The organism is Streptomyces sp. PL-29 (assembly GCF_058344425.1).
The window spans coordinates 1,194,952-1,214,158 of record NZ_CP136996.1 but is presented as its reverse complement, the minus strand read 5'-3'; the positions used below and the strand labels follow the sequence as shown (position 1 = coordinate 1,214,158).

Genomic DNA, 19,207 nt, shown 5'->3' with positions numbered 1-19,207 from the left:
CGCAGTACCAGGCGCGAGCATGAGGAGCATCGTTGAGCAGGTTGCGTTGGCTGACCGCAGGAGAGTCGCACGGACCGGCACTGGTCGCGACGCTGGAGGGTCTTCCCGCCGGCGTCCCGGTCACCACCGAGCTGGTGGCCGATCACCTGGCCCGGCGCCGGCTCGGCTACGGCCGCGGTGCCCGGATGAAGTTCGAGCAGGACGAGATCACCTTCCTCGGCGGCGTCCGCCACGGCCTGTCCCAGGGCTCCCCGATCGCGGTCATGATCGGCAACACGGAGTGGCCCAAGTGGGAGACCGTCATGTCGGCCGACCCGGTCGACCCCTCACTCCTCAAGGACACCGGCCGCAATGCGCCGCTGACCCGTCCGCGCCCCGGCCACGCCGACCTCGCGGGCATGCAGAAGTACGGCTTCGACGAGGCCCGGCCGATCCTGGAGCGCGCCAGCGCCCGTGAGACCGCCGCGCGCGTCGCCCTCGGCGCCGTCGCCCGCTCCTTCATCAAGGAGGTCGCGGGCATCGAGATCGTCTCCCACGTCGTCGAGCTGGCCTCGGCCAAGGCCCCCTACGGAGTCCTGCCCACTCCCGCCGACGTCGACAGGCTCGACGCCGACCCGGTCCGCTGCCTCGACGCCGACGCCAGCAAGGCGATGGTCGCGGAGATCGACCAGGCCCACAAGGACGGCGACACCCTCGGCGGCGTCGTCGAGGTCCTCGCCTACGGCGTCCCCGTCGGACTCGGCTCGCACGTCCACTGGGACCGCCGGCTCGACGCACGCCTCGCCTCCGCCCTCATGGGCATCCAGGCCATCAAGGGCGTCGAGGTCGGCGACGGCTTCGAGCTCGCCCGCGTGCCCGGCTCGAAGGCGCACGACGAGATCGTCTCCACGCCCGAGGGCCTCAAGCGCACCTCCGGCCGCTCCGGCGGCACCGAGGGCGGTCTGACCACCGGCGAACTGCTGCGCGTCCGCGCCGCGATGAAGCCCATCGCCACCGTCCCGCGCGCGCTGGCGACCGTCGACGTCGCCACCGGCGAGGCCGCCGTGGCCCACCACCAGCGCTCCGACGTGTGCGCCGTGCCGGCCGCCGGCATCGTCGCCGAGGCGATGGTGGCCCTCGTACTGGCCGACGCCGTCGTCGAGAAGTTCGGTGGCGACTCGGTCCCCGAGACCCGCCGCAACGTCCAGGCCTACCTCGACCACCTGCAGATCCGGTGACGGCCGCACCGCTCGTCGTCCTCGTCGGGCCCATGGGCTCCGGCAAGTCCACGGTGGGGGCGCTGCTCGCCGAGCGGCTCGGCGTCCCCTACCGGGACACCGACGCGGACATCGTCACGGCCCAGGGCCGGCCGATCTCCGACATCTTCGTCGATGAGGGCGAGCCGTACTTCCGCCAGCTGGAACGGCAGGCCGTCGAGGCCGCTGTCGCCGAGCACACCGGAGTCCTCGCCCTCGGCGGCGGCGCCGTGCTCGACGAAGGCACCCGCGCACTGCTGACCGGCCTGCCCGTCGCCTATCTGTCGATGGACGTGGAGGAAGCCGTGCGGCGCGTGGGCCTGGGCGCCGCCCGCCCGCTGCTGGCCGTCAACCCGCGCCGCCAGTGGCGCGAGCTGATGGAGGCCAGGCGCCCCCTCTACACCGAAGTCGCACGCGTCGTCGTGGCCACCGACGACCGCACCCCCGAAGAGGTCGCCCAGGCGGTCCTCGACGCTCTGGAGTTGAAGGACGTATGACAGACCAGGTGACGCGGATCCACGTCGGCGGAAGCGCCGGCCATGACCCGTACGACGTGCTGGTCGGGCGGCAGCTGCTCGGCGAGCTCGGCTCCCTGATCGGTACCAGGGCCCAGCGGGTCGCCGTGATCCACCCCGAGGCCCTCGCCTCGACCGGTGAGGCGCTGCGCGACGACCTCGCCGACCAGGGCTACGAAGCGGTCGCCATCCAGGTGCCGAACGCCGAGGAGGCGAAGACGGCCGAGGTCGCCGCCTACTGCTGGAAGGCGCTCGGCCAGTCCGGCTTCACCCGCACCGACGTCATCGTCGGCGTCGGCGGCGGAGCCACCACCGACCTCGCGGGATTCGTCGCGGCCAGCTGGCTGCGCGGCGTGCGCTGGGTCGCCGTTCCGACCACCGTCCTGGCGATGGTCGACGCGGCCGTCGGCGGCAAGACCGGCATCAACACCGCCGAGGGCAAGAACCTGGTCGGCGCCTTCCATCCGCCGGCCGGGGTGCTCTGCGACCTGGCGGCGCTGGAGTCGCTGCCGGTCAACGATTACGTCAGCGGCCTCGCCGAGATCATCAAGGCCGGATTCATCTCCGATCCGGTGATCCTCGACCTGATCGAGGAGGACCCGCAGGCGGCCCGTACGCCCCAAGGTCCGCACACCGCCGAGCTGATCGTGCGCTCCATCCGGGTCAAGGCCGACGTCGTCTCCAGCGACCTGAAGGAATCCGGGCTGCGGGAGGTGCTCAACTACGGCCACACCCTCGCGCACGCCATCGAGAAGAATGAGCGCTACAAGTGGCGGCACGGTGCGGCCGTTTCGGTGGGCATGGTCTTCGCCGCCGAGCTCGGCCGGCTCGCCGGCCGCCTCGACGACGCCACCGCCGACCGGCACAGGGCGGTCCTCGCCTCCGTGGGGCTGCCGCTGACCTACCGCGGCGACCAGTGGCCCAAGCTGCTCCAGACCATGCAGGTCGACAAGAAGTCCCGCGGCAACCTGCTGCGCTTCATCGTCCTCGACGGTCTGGCCAAGCCGACGGTCCTGGAGGGCCCCGACCCGGCGCACCTGATCGCCGCCTACGGCGAGGTGTCGGCGTGAGCCGCCGCGTGCTGGTGCTGAACGGCCCGAACCTGGGCCGTCTCGGCTCGCGCGAGCCCGACGTGTACGGGGCGACCTCGTACGCGGGACTGGTGGACAGCTGCCGGTCGCTGGGCGAGGAGCTCGGTTTCGACGTCGAGGTCCGCGAGACCAACGACGAGGGCGAGATGATCCGCTGGCTGCACGAGGCCGCGGACGGAAAGCTCCCCGTGGTCATTAACCCGGGGGCCTTCACCCACTACTCGTACGGCATGCGCGACGCCGCCGCGCAGCGCACGGCGCCGCTGATCGAGGTGCACATCTCCAACCCGTACGCCCGCGAGGAGTTTCGGCACACCTCGGTCATCGCCGCCGTGGCGACCGGGACCGTGGCCGGCTTCGGGATCGGCTCCTACCGGCTGGCGCTGCGTGCACTGGCGGACGAGATCGACGCCTGACGCACCGGCCCGGCAGCCTGGTGGACGGCCGGGCCTCCGCGGTCATATAACGTTCTCGCATCAGTCGCAGGAACGAGACGAAAGTGGCAGCGGATGCACCAAGGAGTGGGTGGCGGGGGCTGGGGGCAGCCGGGGCAGCGTCCTTCGGCGCCCCCGCAGCCGCCCATACCCCCGGCTCAGGGCTGGCCGGGTTCGCCCCCGCCGCCGTCCCAGCGCCCGGCCCCGCCCCAGGTGGCGCCCGTTCCCGAAGCCACCGGGCACATCCCGCTGCCGCCCGCGGTGGCGGGAACCGGCGGCGCCGTGCTCGCCGTCCTGCTGATCGGGCCGGCCGGCGCCGGGAAGACCACCGTGGCCCGGCACTGGGCCAGCACCCGGCCCGTGCCGACCGCCCACGTCAGCCTGGACGACGTGCGGGAGTGGGTCTGCTCCGGCTTCGCCGACCCGCAGGCCGGCTGGAACGAGCACTCCGAGGCGCAGTACCGGCTCGCCCGCCGCACCTGCGGCTTCGCGGCCCGCAACTACCTGGCCAACGGCATCTCCTGCATCCTCGACGACGCCGTCTTCCCCGACCGGCCCGTGGTGGGGCTGGGCGGTTGGAAACGCCACGTCGGTCCGACACTGCTGCCGGTTGTGCTCCTGCCCGGCCTGGAGATCGTCCTGGAGCGCAACGCCGAACGCTCCGGCAACCGGCGGCTCTCCGACGAGGAGGTCGCCCGCATCCACGGCCGGATGGCCGGCTGGTACGGCTCCGGGCTGCCGATCATCGACAACTCTCATCTCGACGTCGAAGGCACCGCCCGCGCCCTCGACGAGGCCCTGGCCAGGGCCATGCCGGCACCCGGCGGCTGGTAGCCCCGGCGGAGGCGGACGCCCCGGGAGGGAAAGGGCCGGGAGCCGGGCCGCGGGCCCGCTCGGGCGCCCCGGCGGGCCGCTCGGGCCGACCCGCCGGCATCGGGCCCGCCTCGCCTCGTCCGGACGCGCTCGCCGGGCCGGATCCGCGGGGCGCTCGTAGGCTCGAAGACATGTCAGACGTGTACGCCGCCCGTCGGGGCCTGCTCCGCGACCGATGCGCCGCCGCGGGGAACGCCGCCGCGCTGATCACGCGTCCGGCGAACGTCCGCTACCTCTCCGGGGCGTCACCGCTCGGCGCCGTACTCCTCGTCGGCCCGGCCGAGGACGCCCTGTTCTGCGTCGGAGCGCCCACCGGCGAGGCCGACGAGGGCCGGCTCGACGAACACCTCCGGGTCACCGTGCTGGCCGCCCGCGGCGGGGATCCCGCCGTCGCCGCGGCCGACGCCGCCGCCTCCGTCCGCGCCGACTCGCTCGCCGTGGAGGAGCACCACCTCACCGTCGCCCGGCACCGGGCCCTGCGCTCCGTCGCGCCCAAGCTCCGCCTGGCCGACCTCGGGACCGCCGTGGAGCAGCAGCGCCTCGTCAAGGACGAGGGGGAGATCGCCTGCCTGCGGATCGCCGCGGAGATCGCCGACCAGGCCCTGGGCGAGCTGCTGGAATCCATCCTCGTCGGCCGCACCGAACGCCACCTCGCCCTGGAGCTGGAGCGGCGGCTCGTCGACCACGGGGCGGACGGCCCGGCCTTTCCGACCTCCGTCGGCACCGGCCCGCACTCCGGGCGATCCCGGCACCGGCCGTCCGACCGCAGGGTGGAGGAGGGAGACTTCCTCTCGGTCTGCCTGGGCGCCAACTACCGCGGCTACCGGTGCGAGATCGGCCGGACCTTCGTCATCGGCACCACCCCCGCCGACTGGCAGATCGAGCTCTACGACTGCGTCTTCACCGCTCAGCGGGCGGGACGCGAGGCGCTGCTGCCGGGCGCCGCCTACCGCGAGGTCGACCATGCGGCCCGGTCCGTACTGGACGCCGCGGGGCACGCGGAGGCCCTCGCCCCGTGGACGGGACACGGCGTCGGCCTCGAAATCGACGAGGACCCGCAGCTTGCACCTACGGCAATGGGTAAACTGGACGCTTGCGTGCCGGTCACCGTCGAACCGGGGGTTCACCTCCCGGGCCGGGGAGGTGTCCGGATCGATGACACGCTCGTCGTACGCCCCGAGGCGGACGGCGGTCCCGAGCTACTCACCATTACGACCAAGGAGCTGCTCGCACTCTAGCCCGCACTGCCGGGTGGTGCGTGCACCCGTGGTCTTCCAGTGCAGGAGATTCCGCAACCGTGGCTTCCACGAACGACCTCAAGAACGGCATGGTGCTCAAGCTCGACGGTGACCAGCTCTGGTCCGTCGTCGAGTTCCAGCACGTCAAGCCCGGCAAGGGCCCGGCCTTCGTGCGCACCAAGCTCAAGCACGTGCTCTCCGGCAAGGTCGTCGACAAGACCTTCAACGCCGGCACGAAGGTCGAGACGGCCACCATCGACCGCCGTGACATGCAGTTCTCGTACATGGACGGCGAGTACTTCGTCTTCATGGACATGCAGACCTACGACCAGCTGATGGTCGACAAGAAGGCCGTCGGCGACGCCGCCAACTTCCTCATCGAGGGCTTCACCGCCTCCGTGGCGCAGCACGAGGGCGAGGTGCTCTACGTCGAGCTCCCGGCCGCCGTCGAGCTCGTCATCCAGCACACCGACCCGGGCGTCCAGGGCGACCGCTCCACCGGTGGCACCAAGCCCGCCACGCTGGAGACCGGCCACGAGATCCAGGTCCCGCTCTTCGTCAACACGGGCGAGAAGGTCAAGGTCGACACCCGCACCAGCGACTACCTCGGCCGGGTGAACAGCTAACCGTGGCTGCCCGGAGCAACGCGCGCAAGCGCGCCTTCCAGATCCTTTTCGAGGCCGACCAGCGCGGGGTGTCCGTCCGCGAGGTCCTCGCGGACTGGATCCGCCACGCGCGCTCGGACGACCGGCAGCCGCCGGTCAGCGCCTTCACGATGGATCTCGTCGAGGGGTACGCCGACAAGGTGAACCGCATCGACGACCTGATCGTCACCTACGCCGTGGACTGGGACCTCGACCGGATGCCGGCCGCGGACCGGAACATCGTGCGGCTCGGTGCCTACGAGCTGATCTGGGTGGACGACACCCCGGACGCCGTGGCCATCGACGAGGCCGTCCAGCTGGCCAAGGAGTTCTCGACGGACGAGTCGCCCTCGTTCGTCAACGGGCTGCTGGCCCGTTTCAAGGACCTGAAGCCGAGCCTGCGGCGCAGCGAGAGCTGACCGCACGCCGCCCCACAGCAGCACCGGCACCGCCTTTCGGAAGGGCCCGCAGCACCTGTGCTGCGGGCCCTTCCGTTGTCGGCGCCGCCTTTCCGGCCGTCGCCGCGGGGGAGAAGAAAAGCCGGTGGCCGCCGGACCCCTGTGGGGGTCCGGCGGCCACCGGTAACGTTTCTGCTGGTGGGGGGCTTGAGGATCAGGCGTCCTCGTGCGCCACCGCGCGACGGGCGTCCGCGTCCAGCACGCCCCAGCTGATCAGCTGCTCGGTCAGGACCGAGGGCGACTGGTCGTAGATGACGGCCAGGGTGCGCAGGTCGTCCTGGCGGATCGACAGCACCTTGCCGTTGTAGTCGCCGCGCTGGCTCTGGATCGTCGCCGCGTAACGCTGCAGCGGACCGGCCTTCTCGGCGGGGACGCCCGCCAGGCGCTCCAGGTCGAGGCGCAGCTTCGGCGGCGGCTCGGCCGCTCCGCCGGGAGTCGTGCCCGGCAGCAGTTCCTGCACCGGCACCCCGTAGAAGTCCGCCAGCTCGGCAAGGCGCTGGACGGTCACGGCGCGGTCCCCGCGCTCGTACGACCCGACCACCACGGCCTTCCACCGGCCCTGCGACTTCTCCTCGACACCGTGGAGGGAAAGGCCCTGCTGGGTGCGGATGGCGCGGAGCTTGGCCCCGAGCTGTTTGGCGTATTCGCTGGACATAACGCTCCCGGACGCTGTGACGCTGTGACTGCATGGACACTGCGACTACGTAACTACGTGCGGCTCCGCCGCGCGGCTGGTAACTCACTGTGAGGTTACGCAGCGTTACTTGGATGCGTCAAGCCGAATGGTCCCCGTCCCCCCGCCGGGGCGGCGCCGACAGCCCCGTGCGCGCCCCCGCGCCACCCCCGGGTGCCGACCCGCCACCGCCTCCCTGGTACCGTGTGAGACGTACATCAGACGTCCTTTAAGGTCCGTCCCGTGAGGCGGAGAAGGAGGTCCTTTTCATGGACGCCCAGCAGAACTCCGATTCCGCGCGCCCCGTACTGGAGGCGCAGGACATCGCCCGGGTCCTGACCCGCATCGCCCACGAGATCGTCGAACGCGCCAAGGGCGCCGACGACGTGGTGCTCCTCGGCATCCCCACCCGCGGCGTGCACCTGGCCCGCCGTCTGGCCGCCAAGCTCGAAGAGATCACCGGCACGAAGATCCCGGTCGGTTCCCTCGACATCACCATGTACCGCGACGACCTGCGGATGAAGCCCGCCCGTGCGATCGGTCGCACCGAGATCCCCGGCGACGACCTCGACGGCCGCCTCGTCGTCCTCGTCGACGACGTCCTCTTCTCCGGCCGCACCATCCGCGCCGCGCTCGACGCCCTCGGCGACCTCGGCCGCCCCCGCGCCGTGCAGCTCGCCGTCCTCGTCGACCGCGGCCACCGCGAACTGCCGATCCGTGCCGACTACGTCGGCAAGAACCTCCCCACGTCGCTGCGGGAGACCGTCAAGGTCCAGCTCCAGGAGGAGGACGGCCGTGACGCCGTGCTGCTCGGCCAGCGGACCGCCCGGGCGGCGGGACAGTAGCCCACCTCGACGACGGACCCCTGCGGGGTCCGCGCCGGGCCCCGCCCTGCCCGCTCGCACCCCTGCACGTCAGTCCGCTGCACGTCAGTCCGCCTGCACCACGCCCTCCCGACCTACGGAGCCATCCAGATGAAGCGCCACCTCATCTCGGCCGCCGATCTCACGCGCGACGACGCCGTCCTGATCCTCGACACCGCCGAGGAGATGGCCCGTGTCGCGGACCGGCCGATCAAGAAGCTGCCCACGCTGCGCGGCCTCACCGTCGTCAACCTCTTCTTCGAGGACTCCACCCGCACCCGGATCTCCTTCGAGGCGGCCGCCAAGCGGCTCTCCGCCGACGTCATCAACTTCTCCGCCAAGGGCTCCTCGGTTTCCAAGGGCGAATCCCTCAAGGACACCGCGCTCACCCTGGAGGCGATGGGCGCCGACGCCGTCGTCATCCGCCACCACGCCTCCGGCGCCCCCTACCGGCTCGCGACCTCCGGCTGGATCGACTCCGCCGTCGTCAACGCCGGCGACGGCACCCATGAACACCCCACCCAGGCCCTGCTGGACGCCTTCACCATGCGCAGGCGCCTCGTCGGCCGCGACGCCGGCCTCGGCAAGGACCTCTCCGGCCGCCGCATCACCATCGTCGGAGACGTCCTGCACAGCCGCGTGGCGCGCTCCAACGTCCACCTGCTGCACACCCTCGGCGCCGAGGTCACCCTGGTGGCCCCGCCCACGCTGGTCCCGATCGGTGTCGAGACCTGGCCGTGCGAGGTCTCGTACAGCCTCGACGACGTGCTGCCGAAGTCCGATGCGGTGATGATGCTGCGTGTGCAGCGCGAACGCATGAACGCCGCCTTCTTCCCGACCGAGCGCGAGTACTCCCGCCGGTACGGCCTGGACGGCGACCGCATGGCCAAGATGCCCGAGCACGCCATCGTGATGCACCCCGGCCCGATGAACCGCGGCATGGAGATCACCGCCCAGGTCGCCGACTCCGAGCGCTGCACGGCCGTCGAACAGGTCGCCAACGGCGTCTCCACCCGCATGGCCGTCCTCTACCTGCTGCTCGGCGGCTCCGAGCCGGCCGTCACGACCACCCCCGCCGCCCCCGCCCGTACCGAGGAGAGCAAGTAACCATGAGCAAGATCCTTATCCGTGGCGCGAAGGTACTCGGCGGCGAGGCGCAGGACGTCCTGATCGACGGCGAAACCATCGCCGAGGTCGGCCGGAACCTCTCCGCCGAGGGCGCGACCGTCATCGAGGCCGAGGGCCAGATCCTCCTCCCCGGTCTCGTCGACCTGCACACCCACCTGCGCGAGCCCGGCCGCGAGGACTCCGAGACCGTCCTGACCGGCACCCGTGCCGCCGCCTCCGGCGGCTACACCGCCGTCTTCGCCATGGCGAACACCTTCCCCGTCGCCGACACCGCCGGCGTCGTCGAGCAGGTCTGGCGCCTGGGCAAGGAGTCCGGCTACTGCGACGTGCAGCCCATCGGCGCCGTCACCGTCGGCCTGGAGGGCAAGCAGCTCTCCGAGCTGGGTGCCATGCACGAGTCCGCCGCCCGCGTGACCGTCTTCTCCGACGACGGCAAGTGCGTCGACGACGCCGTGATCATGCGGCGCGCGCTGGAGTACGTGAAGGCCTTCGGCGGCGTCGTCGCCCAGCACGCCCAGGAACCCCGCCTCACCGAGGGCGCCCAGATGAACGAGGGCGTCGTCTCCGCCGAGCTCGGCCTCGGCGGCTGGCCCGCCGTCGCCGAGGAGTCGATCATCGCCCGCGACGTGCTCCTCGCCGAGCACGTCGGCTCCCGCGTGCACATCTGCCACCTCTCCACCGCAGGCTCCGTCGAGATCGTCCGCTGGGCCAAGTCCCGCGGCATCGACGTCACCGCCGAGGTCACCCCGCACCATCTGCTCCTCACCGACGAGCTCGTCCGCTCCTACAACGCGGTCTACAAGGTCAACCCGCCGCTGCGCACCGAGCGCGACGTCATGGCGTTGCGCGAGGCCCTCGCCGACGGCACGATCGACATCGTCGCCACCGACCACGCCCCGCACCCGCACGAGGACAAGGACTGCGAGTGGGCCGCCGCCGCCATGGGCATGGTGGGCCTGGAGACCGCGCTGTCCGTCGTCCAGCAGACGATGGTGGAGACCGGTCTGATCGACTGGGCCGGCGTCGCCGAGCGCATGAGCTTCGCCCCGGCCCGCATCGGCGGCCTGGACCACCACGGCCGTCCCGTCTCGGCTGGTGAACCCGCGAACCTGACCTTGGTCGATACCTCGTACCGTGGTGTCGTGGACCCCGCACACTTCGCCTCCCGCAGCCGCAACACGCCCTACGAGGGCCGTGAGCTGCCGGGGCGCGTCACCTACACCTTCCTGCGGGGCCGGGCAACGGTCGTGGACGGGAAACTGGCGTGACACCTGCAGTGATCCAACTGGCCGCCGAGGCCGCCGAACGACAGTCGGCGGAGGTGACCGATCTGGGCGCCCGCATCGCATGGGTGATCGGCCTGGTCGTCTTCATCGCGTTCGTGTACTGGCTGATGCGCCAGGGCTGGAAATGGCGAGGAGCCCTGCAGAACGATCTGCCGGAGCTCCCCGCTGCCCCGGACGGCCTTCCCGAGCACCGGCTGGCGCTCACCGGCCGGTACCACGGCTCCACCACCGCCGGGCAGTGGCTCGACCGGATCGTCGCCCACGGCCTGGGCGTCCGCAGCCGGGTCGAGCTCACCCTCACCGACGCGGGCCTCGACGTGGTCCGACCGGGTGCAGGCGACTTCTTCGTACCGGCCGCGCAGCTGCGCGGCGCCCGCCTCGACAAGGGAATCGCGGGCAAGGTACTCACCGAGGGCGGTCTGCTCGTCGTCACCTGGGCGCACGGCGACAAGCTGATCGACTCCGGATTCCGCTCCGACCGCGCGGCCGAACACGCCGCATGGGTCGAAGCGATCAACCTCATGAACACATCCATCACGACGGAAGGCGCCGAACGATGACGACCTCCACCAGGGGAGCAGCCAAAGCTCCCGCCGTACTCGTCCTGGAGGACGGCCGCATCTTCCGCGGCCGTGCCTACGGCGCAGTGGGGGAGACCTTCGGCGAGGCCGTGTTCTCCACCGGCATGACCGGCTACCAGGAGACCCTCACCGACCCGTCGTACCACCGGCAGGTCGTCGTGATGACCGCCCCCCACGTGGGCAACACCGGCGTCAACGACGAGGACCCCGAGTCCTCCCGCATCTGGGTCTCCGGCTACGTCGTGCGCGACCCCGCCCGCATCCCCTCCAACTGGCGCTCCCGGCGAACCCTGGACGAGGAGCTCGTCCGGCAGGGGGTCGTCGGCATCTCCGGCGTCGACACCCGCGCCCTGACCCGTCACCTGCGCGAGCGCGGTGCGATGCGCGTCGGCATCTTCTCCGGTGAGGCCTGGGTCGGCATCCGTGACGAGGCCCTGCTGGCCAAGGTCCGCTCCCAGCCCGAGATGAAGGGCGCGAACCTCTCCGCCGAGGTCGCCACCAAGGAGACCTACGTCGTCCCCGCGATCGGGGAGAAGCGCTTCACCGTCGCGGCCGTCGACCTGGGCATCAAGGGCATGACCCCGCACCGCATGGCCGAGCGCGGCATCGAGGTGCACGTGCTGCCCGCCACCGCCACCGTCGAGGACGTCTACGCGGTCGCCCCCGACGGCGTGTTCTTCTCCAACGGCCCGGGCGACCCGGCCACCGCCGACGGCCCCGTCGCCGTCATGCGGGGCGTCCTGGAGCGCAAGACCCCGCTCTTCGGCATCTGCTTCGGCAACCAGATCCTCGGCCGTGCCCTCGGCTTCGGCACCTACAAGCTGAAGTACGGCCACCGGGGCATCAACCAGCCCGTCCAGGACCGCACCACGGGCAAGGTCGAGGTCACCGCCCACAACCACGGATTCGCCGTCGACGCGCCCCTGGACAAGGTCTCCGAGACCCCCTACGGCCGCGCCGAGGTCTCCCACGTCTGCCTGAACGACCAGGTCGTCGAAGGCCTCCAGCTGCTCGACCAGCCGGCCTTCTCCGTCCAGTACCACCCCGAAGCGGCCGCGGGCCCGCACGACGCCGCGTACCTCTTCGACCGCTTCGTATCCCTGATGGAGGCCGAGCGTGCCTAAGCGCACCGATATCCAGTCCGTCCTGGTCATCGGCTCCGGCCCGATCGTGATCGGTCAGGCCGCAGAGTTCGACTACTCCGGCACCCAGGCCTGCCGCGTCCTCAAGGCCGAGGGCCTGCGCGTCATCCTGGTCAACTCGAACCCCGCGACGATCATGACCGACCCGGAGATCGCCGACGCCACGTATGTCGAGCCGATCACCCCCGAGTTCGTCGAGAAGATCATCGCGAAGGAGCGCCCCGACGCGCTGCTTCCCACCCTCGGCGGCCAGACCGCACTGAACACCGCCATCTCCATGCACGAGCAGGGGGTGCTGGAGAAGTACGGCGTCGAGCTCATCGGCGCCAACGTCGAGGCCATCAACAAGGGCGAGGACCGCGACCTCTTCAAGGGCGTCGTCGAGGCCGTCAAGGCCAAGATCGGCTACGGCGAGTCCGCCCGCTCGGTCATCTGCCACTCGATGGACGACGTCCTCAAGGGCGTCGAGACCCTCGGCGGCTACCCCGTCGTCGTCCGTCCCTCCTTCACCATGGGCGGCGCCGGCTCCGGCTTCGCCCACGACGAGGACGAACTGCGCCGCATCGCCGGCCAGGGCCTCACGCTCTCCCCGACCACCGAGGTGCTCCTGGAGGAGTCCATCCTCGGCTGGAAGGAGTACGAGCTGGAGCTGATGCGCGATCGCCACGACAACGTGGTCGTCGTCTGCTCCATCGAGAACTTCGACCCGATGGGCGTCCACACCGGTGACTCGATCACCGTCGCCCCGGCCATGACGCTCACCGACCGCGAGTACCAGCGGCTGCGCGACATCGGCATCGCGATCATCCGCGAGGTCGGCGTCGACACCGGCGGCTGCAACATCCAGTTCGCGATCGACCCGGTCGACGGCCGCGTCATCGTCATCGAGATGAACCCGCGCGTCTCGCGCTCCTCGGCGCTCGCGTCGAAGGCCACCGGCTTCCCGATCGCCAAGATCGCCGCCAAGCTGGCCATCGGCTACACGCTCGACGAGGTCCCCAACGACATCACCGAGAAGACCCCGGCCTCCTTCGAGCCGACCCTCGACTACGTCGTCGTCAAGGCCCCGCGCTTCGCCTTCGAGAAGTTCCCGCTCGCCGACGCCACCCTCACCACGACCATGAAGTCGGTCGGCGAGGCCATGGCCATCGGCCGCAACTTCACCGAGGCCCTCCAGAAGGCCCTGCGCTCGCTGGAGAAGAAGGGCTCGCAGTTCACCTTCGTCGGCGACCCCGGTGACAAGGACGAGCTCCTGGCCACCGCCGTCCGCCCCACCGACGGCCGCATCAACACCGTCATGCAGGCCATCCGCGCCGGCGCCACCCAGGAGGAGGTCTTCGATTCCACGAAGATCGACCCCTGGTTCGTGGACCAGCTCTTCCTGATCAAGGAGATCGCCGACGAGCTCGCCGGTGCCGAGAAGCTCGAACCCGGGCTGCTCGCCGAGGCCAAGCGTCACGGTTTCTCCGACGCCCAGATCGCCGAGATCCGCGGCCTGCGCGAGGACGTCGTCCGCGAGGTTCGCCACGCCCTCGGCGTCCGCCCGGTCTACAAGACGGTCGACACCTGCGCCGCCGAGTTCGCCGCGAAGACCCCGTACTTCTACTCCTCGTACGACGAGGAGTCCGAGGTCGCCCCGCGCACCAAGCCCGCGGTCATCATCCTGGGCTCCGGGCCCAACCGCATCGGCCAGGGCATCGAGTTCGACTACTCCTGCGTCCACGCCTCCTTCGCCCTCAGCGACGCCGGCTACGAGACCGTGATGGTCAACTGCAACCCGGAGACCGTCTCCACCGACTACGACACCTCCGACCGCCTGTACTTCGAGCCGCTGACGCTTGAGGACGTGCTGGAGATCGTCCACGCCGAGTCCCTGGCAGGCCCCATCGCCGGCGTCGTCGTCCAGCTCGGCGGCCAGACGCCGCTGGGCCTCGCCCAGGCCCTCAAGGACAACGGCGTCCCCGTGGTCGGCACCTCGCCGGAGGCCATCCACGCGGCCGAGGACCGCGGCGCCTTCGGCCAGGTCCTCGCGGAGGCGGGCCTGCCCGCTCCCAAGCACGGCACCGCCACCACCTTCGCCGGTGCGAAGGCGATCGCCGACGAGATCGGCTACCCGGTCCTCGTCCGGCCGTCGTACGTCCTCGGCGGCCGCGGCATGGAGATCGTCTACGACGAGGCGCGCCTGGAGTCGTACATCGCGGAGTCCACCGAGATCTCCCCGACCCGCCCGGTGCTGGTCGACCGCTTCCTCGACGACGCCATCGAGATCGACGTGGATGCCCTCTACGACGGTCAGGAGCTCTACCTCGGCGGCGTCATGGAGCACATCGAGGAAGCCGGCATCCACTCCGGCGACTCGGCCTGCGCCCTGCCCCCGATCACCCTCGGCGGCTACGACATCAAGCGGCTGCGCGCCTCCACCGAGGGCATCGCCAAGGGCGTCGGCGTCCGCGGCCTGATCAACATCCAGTTCGCGATGGCGGGCGACATCCTCTACGTCCTGGAGGCCAACCCGCGTGCCTCCCGGACCGTGCCCTTCACCTCGAAGGCCACCGCCGTCCCGCTGGCGAAGGCCGCCGCCCGCATCTCGCTCGGCGCCACCATCGCCGAGCTGCGCGAGGAGGGCCTGCTTCCGAAGACCGGTGACGGCGGCACCCTGCCGATCGACGCGCCGATCTCCGTCAAGGAAGCCGTCATGCCGTGGTCGCGCTTCCGCGACATCCACGGCCGCGGCGTGGACACCGTCCTCGGCCCGGAGATGCGCTCCACCGGCGAGGTCATGGGCATCGATGCCGTCTTCGGCACCGCCTACGCGAAGTCGCAGGCCGGCGCCTACGGCCCGCTGCCCACCAAGGGCCGCGCGTTCATCTCCGTCGCCAACCGCGACAAGCGCTCGATGATCTTCCCGGCCCGCGAGCTCGTCGCCCATGGCTTCGAGCTGATGGCCACCTCCGGCACCGCCGAGGTCCTGCGCCGCAACGGCATCAACGCCACCGTCGTGCGCAAGCTCAGCGAGGGCGAAGGCCCCGGCGGCGAGAAGACGATCGTCCAGCTCATCCACGACGGCCAGGTCGACCTGATCGTCAACACCCCGTACGGCACCGGCGGCCGCCTCGACGGCTACGAGATCCGCACGGCGGCCGTGGCCCGCGGCGTCCCGTGCCTGACCACGGTCCAGGCGCTCGCCGCGGCCGTGCAGGGCATCGACGCGCTCAACCGCGGCGACGTGGGCGTCCGCTCCCTCCAGGAGCACGCGGAGCACCTGACCGCGGCCCGCGACTGAACACCCGTACAGCCCGGAAAGGGGGAGGGGGACACCGGTTTCACGACGGGTGTCCCCCTCTTCACGAGCGCAGAGGGATCCTCTCGACGATGTACAAGATCTTCTTCAACCTGGTCTTCAAGCGCATGGACCCGGAAGCCGCCCACCACATGGCCTTCCGCTGGATCCGCCTCACAGCCCGCATCCCGGTGCTGCGCACCTTCGTGGCGGCCACCCTGGCCCCGCGGTACGCGGAACTGCGCACCGAGGCGCTCGGCCTGCGCATGCACGGCCCCTTCGGCCTCGCGGCCGGCTTCGACAAGAACGCCGTCGCCATCGACGGGATGTCGATGCTGGGCTTCGACCACATCGAGGTCGGCACGGTGACCGCCGAGCCGCAGCCCGGCAACCCCAGGAAGCGGCTTTTCCGGCTCGTGCCGGACCGTGCGCTGATCAACCGGATGGGCTTCAACAACGAGGGCTCGGCAGCCGTCGCCGACCGTCTGGCGGCCCGTGAGGCCGTCTTCAGGACGGTCGTGGGCGTCAACATCGGCAAGACCAAGGTCGTGCCCGAGGAGGAGGCCGTGGGCGACTACGTCACCTCCACCGAGCGCCTCGCCCGCCACGCCGACTACCTCGTCGTGAACGTCTCCTCGCCCAACACCCCCGGCCTGCGCAACCTCCAGGCCACCGAGTCGCTGCGCCCGCTGCTGACGGCCGTGCGCGAGGCCGCGGACCGCACCGTGACCGACCGCCGGGTCCCCCTGCTGGTCAAGATCGCACCCGACCTGGCGGACGAGGACGTCGACGCCGTCGCCGACCTGGCCCTGGAGCTCGGCCTCGACGGCATCATCGCCACGAACACCACCATCGCGCGGGAGGGCCTCGGCCTGAAGTCCGCCCCCTCCTTGGTCAAGGAGACCGGCGGGCTCTCCGGCGCACCCGTCAAGGAGCGCTCCCTGGAGGTGCTGCGCCGCCTGTACGCCCGCGTGGGCGACCGGCTGGTGCTGGTGGGGGTCGGCGGCATCGAGAACGCCGAGGACGCCTGGCAGCGCATCCTGGCCGGCGCCACGCTGATCCAGGGCTACAGCGCCTTCATCTACGAGGGCCCGCTCTACGCCCGTGCCATCCACAAGGGCCTGGCCGCCCGCCTGGCCGCCAGCCCGTACGCGACGCTCGCCGACGCGGTGGGCGCCGAGACCCGAAAGGCCGCACCGTGACCCTGCCCCCCTTCGGCACCCGCCTCCGCGCTGCGATGGACTCCCGCGGCCCGCTGTGCGTGGGCATCGACCCGCACGCCGCCCTGCTGGCCCAGTGGGGCCTCCAGGACGACATCGCGGGCCTGGAGCGCTTCTCCCGCACGGTGGTGGAGGCGCTCGCGGAGTCCGTGGCCGTCTTCAAGCCGCAGGCCGCCTTCTTCGAGCGGTTCGGCTCCCGGGGCGTCGCCGTCCTGGAGCGGACCGTCGCGGACGCCCGGGCGGCCGGGACCCTGGTCGTCATGGACGCCAAGCGCGGTGACATCGGCTCGACCATGGCCGCGTACGCCTCCGCCTTCCTGGACCCGGCCTCGCCGCTGTTCTCGGATGCCCTGACGGTGTCCCCGTACCTGGGCTACGGATCCCTGGCACCTGCGGTGGAGCTGGCGCGCGCGTCGGGGGCGGGCCTGTTCGTCCTGGCCTTGACGTCCAACCCGGAGGGCGCAGAGGTCCAGCGCGCGGTCCGCGAGGACGGCCGGAGCATCGGGGCCACGATGCTGGCGCACCTGGCGGCGGAGAACGCGGACGCCGCCCCGATGGGATCCTTCGGCGCGGTGGTCGGCGCCACCCTCGGCGACCTGTCCTCCTTCGACCTGGAGATCAACGGGCCGTTGCTGGCCCCCGGCATCGGTGCGCAGGGCGCGACCGCGGCGGACCTGCCGACCGTCTTCGGCAAGGCCGTGCGCAACGTGGTCCCGAACGTCTCGCGCGGCGTCCTGGGGCACGGACCGGACGCCGCGGCGCTGCGCGACGCGGCCCGCCGCTTCTCCGACGAGATCCGCGAGGCCGTTTCCGCGTGAGGTGTGCCGGAAGAACTCCTGCGTGACCCCTGTGGGCGCCGGTGGGCCCACCGAAGGACCCCGCTCCGCATCCGGCCGGAGCGGGGTCTCGCACTTTCTGACGAAATTCGAACGCCCTTCACCGGACAAAACGGGGGTATTTTGTCCGTGATGTACGGTTCAGTGGAGGCTGACCAGGACTTTTCGTTCGTTCTCGCTGACTGGAGCGGTGTTGCCCGCTAGTCTCCGAGCAGAGTGAACGCGCAGCGAACGAGTTCCATCGCTGTTCGGGAGCTCGTCAGGTGTGGTGCCCTCGGGTTCCCCACCGGTCCGTATCCGACAGTTCGACATCCGAGGTGACGTAGGCGTGGCTCTTCCGCCCCTTACCCCTGAACAGCGCGCAGCCGCGCTCGAAAAGGCCGCCGCGGCTCGCCGGGAGCGGGCCGAGGTGAAGAATCGACTCAAGCACTCCGGCGCCTCGCTCCAAGAGGTCATCAAGACGGGCCAGGAGAACGACGTCATCGGCAAGATGAAGGTCTCCGCCCTGCTGGAGTCCCTGCCTGGCGTGGGCAAGGTGCGCGCCAAGCAGATCATGGAGCGTCTCGGCATCTCCGAATCCCGGCGTGTCCGGGGTCTCGGTTCCAACCAGATCGCCTCTCTGGAGCGCGAGTTCGGCAGCACCAGCGCCTGACGCGACGGCTGAAGTTCTCCCGGCGTTCTCAGGCAGTCCTGGGAACCTGGATAATCGCTCTATGGCAGCAGAGGTTCGTCCGCGGCTGACCGTGCTCTCCGGCCCTTCAGGGGTCGGCAAGAGCACGGTCGTCGCGCATATGCGCAAGGTTCACCCCGAGGTATGGCTCTCGGTGTCGGCCACCACCCGCAAGCCGCGGCCCGGTGAGCGACACGGAGTCCAGTACTTCTTCGTCAATGACGACGAGTTCGACAAGCTGATCGCCAACGGCGAGCTGCTGGAGTGGGCCGAGTTCGCGGGCAACCGCTACGGCACACCGCGCGGCGCGGTTCTGGAGCGCCTGGAGAACGGCGAGCCGGTACTGCTGGAGATCGACCTCCAGGGCGCACGGCTCGTCCGCGAGTCCATGCCCGAGGCTCAGCTGGTCTTCCTGGCTCCGCCGAGCTGGGAGGAGCTGGTCCGCCGGCTCACCGGCCGGGGCACCGAATCGGCCGAGGTGATCGAGCGCCGGCTCGCCGCGGCCAAGGTCGAACTCGCTGCCGAGTCGGAGTTCGACGTCACCCTGGTCAACACCTCCGTCGAGGACGTGGCCCGTGAGCTGCTAGCCTTGATGGAAGTTGTCTGAATCGCCGGTTGATCTCCACGACATCGACCGGCCGCAGGCGGCCCCATCTTTCATCCATCTTCGGAAGGTAGAGCGTGTCCTCTTCCATCACTGCGCCCGAGGGCATCATCAACCCGCCGATCGACGAGCTGCTCGAGGCCACTGACTCGAAGTACAGCCTCGTGATCTACGCGGCCAAGCGCGCGCGTCAGATCAACGCGTACTACTCGCAGCTCGGTGAGGGCCTGCTCGAGTACGTCGGCCCGCTGGTGGACACCCACGTCCACGAGAAGCCGCTTTCGATCGCGCTGCGCGAGATCAACGCGGGTCTGCTGACCTCCGAGGCCATCGAGGCCCCGGCCCAGTAAGGCACCGAGGTATTCCTTCACCACAGGCCCGGCAGAACATCTGCCGGGCCTGTGGTGTGTCATGGATGGGTACGACGATCAGAGCC

Annotated in this window: 20 protein-coding genes; 19 read left to right on the top strand and 1 reads right to left on the bottom strand. The window is 70.8% G+C overall.

Features of this window, described 5'->3' with window-relative positions:
* Nucleotides 1–32: 32 nt before the first annotated feature.
* The 8 genes from aroC to nusB all read left to right on the top strand — a co-directional run bounded on the left by aroC (nucleotide 33) and on the right by nusB (nucleotide 6,449).
* Nucleotides 33–1,217: a chorismate synthase gene (gene aroC, locus R4Z63_RS05510; RefSeq protein WP_037926111.1), complete on the top strand. Its 1,185-nt coding sequence runs from the start codon at nucleotides 33–35 to the stop codon at nucleotides 1,215–1,217.
* Nucleotides 1,214–1,732, top strand: coding sequence for a shikimate kinase (locus R4Z63_RS05505; protein WP_384453560.1), 519 nt, complete (start codon nucleotides 1,214–1,216; stop codon nucleotides 1,730–1,732). The genes aroC and R4Z63_RS05505 overlap by 4 nt, the downstream gene beginning before the upstream one ends.
* Nucleotides 1,729–2,820, top strand: a complete 1,092-nt coding sequence (gene aroB / locus R4Z63_RS05500; RefSeq protein WP_037926114.1) for a 3-dehydroquinate synthase — start codon at nucleotides 1,729–1,731, stop codon at nucleotides 2,818–2,820. The genes R4Z63_RS05505 and aroB overlap by 4 nt, the downstream gene beginning before the upstream one ends.
* Nucleotides 2,817–3,257 (top strand): type II 3-dehydroquinate dehydratase, encoded by a 441-nt coding sequence (gene aroQ, locus R4Z63_RS05495; protein ID WP_031150192.1) that lies wholly within the window; start codon nucleotides 2,817–2,819, stop codon nucleotides 3,255–3,257. The genes aroB and aroQ overlap by 4 nt, the downstream gene beginning before the upstream one ends.
* Before the next feature lie 93 nt (nucleotides 3,258–3,350).
* A complete protein-coding gene (locus R4Z63_RS05490) occupies nucleotides 3,351–4,109 on the top strand; it encodes an AAA family ATPase (protein ID WP_384453564.1) in 759 nt (252 codons plus the stop codon).
* 170 nt (nucleotides 4,110–4,279) lie between these two features.
* Nucleotides 4,280–5,386 carry an aminopeptidase P family protein gene (locus tag R4Z63_RS05485; protein WP_037926119.1) on the top strand — a complete coding sequence of 369 codons (1,107 nt, stop codon included), beginning with the start codon at nucleotides 4,280–4,282 and terminating at the stop codon, nucleotides 5,384–5,386.
* Between the two features lie 59 nt (nucleotides 5,387–5,445).
* On the top strand, nucleotides 5,446–6,012 hold the full coding sequence (gene efp, locus R4Z63_RS05480) for an elongation factor P (RefSeq protein ID WP_037926121.1): 567 nt from the start codon (nucleotides 5,446–5,448) through the stop codon (nucleotides 6,010–6,012).
* 2 nt (nucleotides 6,013–6,014) lie between these two features.
* Nucleotides 6,015–6,449, top strand: coding sequence for a transcription antitermination factor NusB (gene nusB, locus R4Z63_RS05475; protein WP_030965741.1), 435 nt, complete (start codon nucleotides 6,015–6,017; stop codon nucleotides 6,447–6,449).
* 193 nt (nucleotides 6,450–6,642) lie between these two features.
* Here nusB and bldD read toward each other — a convergent pair whose 3' ends face one another.
* Nucleotides 6,643–7,143 carry a transcriptional regulator BldD gene (gene bldD, locus R4Z63_RS05470; protein ID WP_030841550.1) on the bottom strand — a complete coding sequence of 167 codons (501 nt, stop codon included), beginning with the start codon at nucleotides 7,141–7,143 and terminating at the stop codon, nucleotides 6,643–6,645.
* Nucleotides 7,144–7,430: 287 nt separating this feature from the next.
* Between bldD and pyrR the strand changes: the two genes are divergently transcribed.
* From pyrR to rpoZ, 11 genes are all read left to right on the top strand, one after another.
* Entirely contained in the window at nucleotides 7,431–8,006 is a 576-nt protein-coding gene (gene pyrR / locus R4Z63_RS05465; RefSeq protein WP_037926123.1) for a bifunctional pyr operon transcriptional regulator/uracil phosphoribosyltransferase PyrR, read from the top strand.
* Between the two features lie 129 nt (nucleotides 8,007–8,135).
* On the top strand, nucleotides 8,136–9,131 hold the full coding sequence (locus R4Z63_RS05460; RefSeq protein ID WP_037926124.1) for an aspartate carbamoyltransferase catalytic subunit: 996 nt from the start codon (nucleotides 8,136–8,138) through the stop codon (nucleotides 9,129–9,131).
* A 2-nt stretch (nucleotides 9,132–9,133) separates the two neighbouring features.
* Nucleotides 9,134–10,420, top strand: coding sequence for a dihydroorotase (locus tag R4Z63_RS05455; protein WP_037926126.1), 1,287 nt, complete (start codon nucleotides 9,134–9,136; stop codon nucleotides 10,418–10,420).
* Nucleotides 10,417–10,998 carry a PH-like domain-containing protein gene (locus R4Z63_RS05450; RefSeq protein WP_037926128.1) on the top strand — a complete coding sequence of 194 codons (582 nt, stop codon included), beginning with the start codon at nucleotides 10,417–10,419 and terminating at the stop codon, nucleotides 10,996–10,998. Before R4Z63_RS05455 ends, R4Z63_RS05450 begins: the two co-directional genes overlap by 4 nt.
* Nucleotides 10,995–12,143 carry a glutamine-hydrolyzing carbamoyl-phosphate synthase small subunit gene (carA, locus tag R4Z63_RS05445; protein WP_037926129.1) on the top strand — a complete coding sequence of 383 codons (1,149 nt, stop codon included), beginning with the start codon at nucleotides 10,995–10,997 and terminating at the stop codon, nucleotides 12,141–12,143. The genes R4Z63_RS05450 and carA overlap by 4 nt, the downstream gene beginning before the upstream one ends.
* Nucleotides 12,136–15,444 (top strand): carbamoyl-phosphate synthase large subunit, encoded by a 3,309-nt coding sequence (carB, locus tag R4Z63_RS05440; RefSeq protein WP_037926132.1) that lies wholly within the window; start codon nucleotides 12,136–12,138, stop codon nucleotides 15,442–15,444. Before carA ends, carB begins: the two co-directional genes overlap by 8 nt.
* 89 nt (nucleotides 15,445–15,533) lie before the next feature.
* Nucleotides 15,534–16,643 carry a quinone-dependent dihydroorotate dehydrogenase gene (locus R4Z63_RS05435; protein WP_037926135.1) on the top strand — a complete coding sequence of 370 codons (1,110 nt, stop codon included), beginning with the start codon at nucleotides 15,534–15,536 and terminating at the stop codon, nucleotides 16,641–16,643.
* Nucleotides 16,640–17,479 carry an orotidine-5'-phosphate decarboxylase gene (pyrF, locus tag R4Z63_RS05430; RefSeq protein WP_037926138.1) on the top strand — a complete coding sequence of 280 codons (840 nt, stop codon included), beginning with the start codon at nucleotides 16,640–16,642 and terminating at the stop codon, nucleotides 17,477–17,479. The genes R4Z63_RS05435 and pyrF overlap by 4 nt, the downstream gene beginning before the upstream one ends.
* A 346-nt stretch (nucleotides 17,480–17,825) precedes the next feature.
* On the top strand, nucleotides 17,826–18,149 hold the full coding sequence (locus tag R4Z63_RS05425) for an integration host factor (protein ID WP_037926146.1): 324 nt from the start codon (nucleotides 17,826–17,828) through the stop codon (nucleotides 18,147–18,149).
* A gap of 61 nt (nucleotides 18,150–18,210) precedes the next feature.
* A complete protein-coding gene (gene gmk, locus R4Z63_RS05420; protein WP_078556873.1) occupies nucleotides 18,211–18,774 on the top strand; it encodes a guanylate kinase in 564 nt (187 codons plus the stop codon).
* Nucleotides 18,775–18,848: 74 nt separating this feature from the next.
* Nucleotides 18,849–19,121 carry a DNA-directed RNA polymerase subunit omega gene (gene rpoZ, locus R4Z63_RS05415; RefSeq protein ID WP_004948662.1) on the top strand — a complete coding sequence of 91 codons (273 nt, stop codon included), beginning with the start codon at nucleotides 18,849–18,851 and terminating at the stop codon, nucleotides 19,119–19,121.
* The last annotated feature ends 86 nt before the right edge of the window (nucleotides 19,122–19,207 follow it).